General features: G+C 27.8%; 8 protein-coding genes. 1 reads left to right on the forward strand and 7 read right to left on the reverse strand.

Annotated features, from left to right (window positions below):
• Positions 1–77 precede the first annotated feature (77 nt).
• The gene (locus Q5I67_RS08380; protein ID WP_302487026.1) at positions 78–893 is read left to right on the forward strand and encodes a polysaccharide deacetylase family protein; all 816 of its coding nucleotides are present in this window, start codon (positions 78–80) and stop codon (positions 891–893) included.
• A 40-nt stretch (positions 894–933) separates the two neighbouring features.
• Here Q5I67_RS08380 and Q5I67_RS08385 read toward each other — a convergent pair whose 3' ends face one another.
• The 7 genes from Q5I67_RS08385 to Q5I67_RS08415 all read right to left on the reverse strand — a co-directional run.
• A complete protein-coding gene (locus tag Q5I67_RS08385; protein WP_296897118.1) occupies positions 934–1,581 on the reverse strand; it encodes a hypothetical protein in 648 nt (215 codons plus the stop codon).
• A 29-nt stretch (positions 1,582–1,610) separates the two neighbouring features.
• Positions 1,611–2,231, reverse strand: a complete 621-nt coding sequence (locus Q5I67_RS08390; RefSeq protein WP_302487027.1) for a hypothetical protein — start codon at positions 2,229–2,231, stop codon at positions 1,611–1,613.
• 146 nt (positions 2,232–2,377) lie between these two features.
• The gene (locus tag Q5I67_RS08395) at positions 2,378–3,394 is read right to left on the reverse strand and encodes a Stealth CR1 domain-containing protein (protein ID WP_296897122.1); all 1,017 of its coding nucleotides are present in this window, start codon (positions 3,392–3,394) and stop codon (positions 2,378–2,380) included.
• A complete protein-coding gene (waaC, locus tag Q5I67_RS08400; protein WP_302487028.1) occupies positions 3,387–4,415 on the reverse strand; it encodes a lipopolysaccharide heptosyltransferase I in 1,029 nt (342 codons plus the stop codon). Before waaC ends, Q5I67_RS08395 begins: the two co-directional genes overlap by 8 nt.
• Before the next feature lie 184 nt (positions 4,416–4,599).
• Complete coding sequence (gene rfaE2, locus Q5I67_RS08405; protein WP_302487029.1) at positions 4,600–5,067, reverse strand: D-glycero-beta-D-manno-heptose 1-phosphate adenylyltransferase; 468 nt, start codon at positions 5,065–5,067, stop codon at positions 4,600–4,602.
• A 22-nt stretch (positions 5,068–5,089) separates the two neighbouring features.
• Positions 5,090–5,623 carry a bifunctional heptose 7-phosphate kinase/heptose 1-phosphate adenyltransferase gene (locus tag Q5I67_RS08410; protein WP_302487030.1) on the reverse strand — a complete coding sequence of 178 codons (534 nt, stop codon included), beginning with the start codon at positions 5,621–5,623 and terminating at the stop codon, positions 5,090–5,092.
• Positions 5,624–5,794: 171 nt separating this feature from the next.
• On the reverse strand, positions 5,795–6,000 hold a 206-nt coding region (locus Q5I67_RS08415), incomplete at its 5' end, for a zinc ribbon domain-containing protein (RefSeq protein ID WP_302487031.1).

The following is a 6,000-nucleotide window of genomic DNA, read 5'->3' on the forward strand; positions in this document are numbered from 1 at the left end:
AAAAATTTATTGAATATCTTCTCCATATTCGTATAATATATTATTATACACTATATCTAATGTTAGGAAAAATTATTATGCTTATACTATTATTGATTATTTTATGTATATTTTTTATCATATATTTAAAATTTAAAAATTATGTACCAATCTTAATGTATCATCGTATAGCTGATATTCCTGGTGATAGAAATGCTCTACCCAAAGAAAAATTTGCCGAACAACTAGAATATTTATCCAAACATAACTATCACACTATTACACCAGAACAATTATATAATCACTATATAAACAAGACTAAATTACCTAAAAATCCTATTTTATTGACTTTCGATGATGGCTATCAAGATAATTATACTGAAGCCTTGCCTCTATTAAAAAAATACAATATGACTGCTGTAGTCTTCCCTATTTACAATTGGATCGGCAAGCCTAACAAATGGGAGAATTTCGGCAAACAAGAAACGCTTACGATGAATTTAACTGAATTAAAATCCTGGCTCAATCACAATCTAGATATTCAACCTCATACTGCCAATCATCCTTTTCTAACTCAATGTAATGAGGAAAATTTAAATTTAGAAATAATTGATACCAAAACAAAATTTGAAAAACTACTGGATAAATCTATGGATTACCTTTGTTACCCATATGGTTTTTTTAATCAACAAGTAATAAATACAGCAAAAAAAGCAAATTATAAAATGGCCTTTGCCATTTTTGAAAATGTACCGCTTTGGCATATTGATCTTTTTGCACTTCCACGTATTCCCATTCCTTCACATCAAAAAATGTGGGAATTTAAATTAAAAGTAAGCTCTATTCATATTATTTTTGTTGCTATGCGAAAATGGGAACGACAATTTAAACATTTAAAAAATAAATTTAAATAAAAAAGGGCCTTAAGAATAAAAAATTCTTAAGGCTCTTTCTTTATCTAAATCGAAAATATCTTATATGAATATATCTTCTTTTAAAAGAAATATCATATGTACAAAAAACAAGTGATATATATGCTATAATTTCACAACTTTCCTCTAATAATTGATTATAATCACCAAATTGCACTAGACCTCTATCAAATACACATTGACTTAATATACTCATCACTATAAAAAGTAAAAATTCTCCTGCTGGAATATGCCAACAAATCCTTTGTTGTCTACTTTGATAAAAATAAATACCCAATAAAATAAGTGCGATTAACGTTAATATACCAATGATAGGATAAACTACCGGACTATACCATAAATCTTGAACTTTAATAAAAATCTGCTCTCCATTATTATCCATTCCCATAGGATAAAATACACGACCCCAACTCAATTCTCTACCAATCATCAATATATAAATTATTATTGAAGCTATATAAAATTTTATACTATCATATAAGATAAAATCTCTTATTTTATTTACACAAACTACAATTCCGCAAAATAAAATTACAATTTCTAAGTTTTCCAAGAAATGATTTTCATAACTATATTCTATAGGTAATACAAATGCTAAAGCAATAAAAATAATAGTTAAAATGCCTAAACAAAATAAAGATCTTGTACATCTAAATTCAAAATTTAACATCTTCATTCCTTCTTTATTTTCTTTTTACTCTATTTATGTTTAAATGATATATCGTAAGTAAAACACACTAAAGAACAATAAGCTAATATTTCTGTACATTCTTCTAATAATTGACCATAATCTGCTAAAAAAACAATTAAATTCTTTTCAAACACAACTTGACTAAGTATTAACATAATAATAAATAAACGAATACTATATTTCGGTATACTACAAATAATTCTTTCTTTTTGTATGTATTTATATGTTTTCACCATTAAAACTATAGCTAATAAAACTAATATCGTAATTATAGGATACACTATTGAACCATACCATAACTGATGAATATTAACAAAAACTTGTTCACCATTTTTATCTATGCCAATAGGATAAAATACTCTGCCAAAACTCAATTCTCTGGTAATCATAACCATATAAAAGATGCCACAAGCTAAATAAAAATTTTTAACTTTTTTTATATTAATCTTCATTATTTTATAAAACATTGTTATTAAACCAATGCCTAATATACAAACCTCTGTATTTTCTAATAAATGATTTTCATAACTATATTCTATAGGCAAGATAAATGCCTGCGGCAATAAAAAAATCATTAAACCAATTAAAATATAATAAGTTTTATACATATATTTATTTATATACACCATCAATACCATCCTTTACAAAAATTTAAATATATATTCATTTAAAATTCATTTTCATTAAATATAATAAAATTGGATTAGTAGACTCTTTTTCACTGACCAGAAAATAAAGAACTAAATTTATGATAAATTTAGTTCTTTATTTTTTATTATTTTTCAAAGCTAGATTTTTCAGGTAAAATTTTATCAAATGCCTGTTTAATACGTTCTTTCATTGGCTCAAAATCTACATTATCATTATCATTTATACAAATCATAGGCATTGTTTGATTTTCTATAACCTTAAATAATTCTTGATTTTGTTCTACACCATTATAAATCTCATAAACTTTTCCTTTTACATGTCTTCCTATTGGATAAAAATTACCTCTAGTTAACTGCCAATAGCGAATAAGCCAATTATCTAAATCCAATTTACTTCTAAATTTATGTGATGATGTATCCGCCAAAGCTTCATATTCTTTTTCCCAAATATCTTCATATTCACTCTTCAAAAAAGAAAATGCTAAATGATTATTTGCAAATCCTTTAAATCTATGTTGTCCATAAAAAATTAAATTACGCAAAGCATTCCAGCCATAAGCTAAATTTACCCATTTACTAAAATGTTTTTTCATCTGTTCTTTTTTATCAAAATGTCCATTTAAAATAGTTACACAATTTAATTTTATAAATGGCATCATATCTTCTTTAGTAGTAGTACTAATTGTACTAGTTATAGCAAAATCCGTTGGTAAACAATCTTTACCTGCAAAAAACAATTCTCTTTTTACTGGTCTTAGCAAAAACATATCATCGTTAAAATAAACAAATCTCTCTGCTAAACCTTTTATTCGATGCAAATTTAATTCTATAGGTTGAGAACTAAATGTAGGCAAATATTCTTTAGGAATAAAATCACTGTGTTTTGCTATATTTAATTTAGGATTATTTGTATTTAACCACTTAGGCAGATGACCATAAGTTACAAAATGTACTTTATTTACCCATGGTGCAAATTTTTCTACAGCTCTAAACCAATATTGCATATTATCCCAATCACGAAAACGCACATTTCGATTATCCGCATTTTTATTAGGACTATATTTTGCTTTTTCAGCTTGCCATACTGGATCATTACCATCAACCCAAGTAACTACAAAATCTATAGGATATTTTTCACTCATCTTTTAACAACTCGATTCGTTTTAATTTTTCTATTACTTGATTTGGTTTTATACTTGCTAAACAATCTATATTTTTAGCACAAGTACGCTTCCAACAACCATCACATTCATGACCTGCTAAAATCACATTTTCCATCTGTCTATATGGACCATTTCTATTAGGATCTGTCGGCCCCATAAGCATAATTGCAGGAATATTTAATGCAGCCGCCAAATGAAGATTTCCTGTATCTCCACCAATAACAGCTTTTGCTAATTTAATAATTCTTGCTGTCTGCATCAAACTCGTTTTTCCCACAAAATTTACAATATTATTTGCTCTAGCTAAATTCATAATAGCTTGTGCTTTTTGTTCATCATTTTTGCCAAAACCGATCAATACCACTTTTATTTTATATTGCGATAATAAATCACTTAGTTTAGCAAAATTTTCAACTGACCAACATTTATTTATCCAATTAGTACCCACTGCAAAAATTATAAATTTTTGATTTAATATATTCTCTTTAATCAGTAAATCATCTACAAAATCTATTTCTTCTTGTGTATTCACTAGGGGAAACACTACATCTTCCGTATTACAACCTAAATATTTTACCGTATCTAAATATCTATCGACAATATGTCCATTTTTATGATTGCCCACTATGCGTTTACTAATTAAATTACTGCCTTCTCGCATATCTACATAACCTATCTTTGTCTTTGCTTTAGCAGTAAACACTACAGCTGCCGATTTAAACAAGCCCTGCAAATCTATGGATATATCATACTTTCGTTGTCGTAATAAATTAGCAAATGGTCGATAATTTTCTTTAAAACCTGTCCATGATTTAAACGCCTTTTTATGGAAAATAATCACTTCATCTACACATGGATTATGCTTCACTAATTCATATGCTGTAGGTTCCACCACCCAGGTAATATGTGCATCAGGATACTTCTTTTTTAAAACATATGCCACAGGTAATGCATGAATCACATCTCCTATCGCACTTAGTTTTACAATTAAAATATTCATAAAAACCTCATTACTTTTATCTATCGAAAATATAATTTAAAAATTTTTACTAATATATTTTTCTATTATTTGATTTTACCAATATTTTTTTAAATAGTAAATACTTATTTACTATTTTAAGCACAAAAAGAAAAGCTACATCTTTAAATTATCTAAAAATGTAGCATATCTTTAAATTATCTAATTAATATATATCTAATATTTTTTGTATTATATTTGTGGTAGAACATCCTTCTACTACTTTTATAAATTTGATTTTTCCGCCATATTTTTTTACTGTAGTTGTTTCAGGTAATGATTCTTCTGTATAATCTCCACCTTTTACATAAATATCTGGCTTTACTTTACTGATCAAATTATCTGCTGTAGTTTCATCAAATATAACTACATAGTCTACAGCTTTTAAACTATCAACAACCTCTGCTCGTTCATTTTGCGGTACAATCGGTCTTTTATCTGATTTATACTGTTTTACTGATTGATCACTATTTAATCCTAAAATTAAATAATCTGCCAATTTGCTCGCTTCATTTAAATAACGAACATGACCTGCATGCACTAAGTCAAAAGTACCATTAGTAAGTGCTATGGTTTTATTACCTTTACGCAAGATTTCACAAAACTTTTCAATATCTTGTATATCTATAATCATCTTTAAAATCCTATCTTCAATATTATTTTTTCAATACAGCAATTAGCTCTTCATCAGAAACAGTTGCTGTTCCCATCTTACGCACAGCAATACCAGAAGCAAAATTAGACAACTCTGCAGCTTGACTTGGCATAGCACCTGTAGCTAATGCTGTGATAAAAGTTGCTACACATGTATCACCTGCTCCTGACACATCAAAAACTTCTGATTTATCAGATACGGGAATATTATGCACATCACCATTTGCTTCAAATAAGGTCATACCTTTTTCTCCACGTGTGACTAAAATACCCTTAGCTTGCATCTTTATTAAAAATTCCTGTGCTGCTTTATATAAGTTATCTTCATTATCTATTTTATAGCCTACAGCACTAGCTAATTCCGCATCATTTTGCTTTACATAATCTGTGCCTACAAAATCAAAAATAGCATATCGAGAATCGACAATAGATGGTATATTATATTTTTTACTTAAAAACAAAATCGTATCGCGAATTTTAGGAGTAATTGTTCCACTGCCATAATCGCTCATTACTACACCTTGCATATTTGGCATAATGGCTTGAATGTATTTTATCAATTCATTTTCATATGTTTCACTGATGATTTCATTACATTCTCTCTGAACCTCCCACGACTAAAGTCGCGGAGTTCTCGGTCAAGTATTCTAACGAATACAGTATCTCCGAGCTATCCCCATAGTTCCTACGGTTCTTGTATATATTATTTATGCTATGTTTAATATTCTTAATCCTTCATCTCTAATATTTATAGCTGCATTTACATCTCTATCGTGATGTGTTTTACATTTAGGACAATTCCACTTTCTAACATTTAAGTTTTTTACTTCGGTATTTTTATACCCACAAATATGACAAAATTGGCTTGAAGGATAAAATTTATCTATTTTGACAATAACTTTTCCAAACCATT

Source organism: uncultured Megamonas sp. (assembly GCF_958438645.1).
In the GTDB taxonomy this organism is placed as follows: Bacteria; Bacillota; Negativicutes; order Selenomonadales; family Selenomonadaceae; genus Megamonas.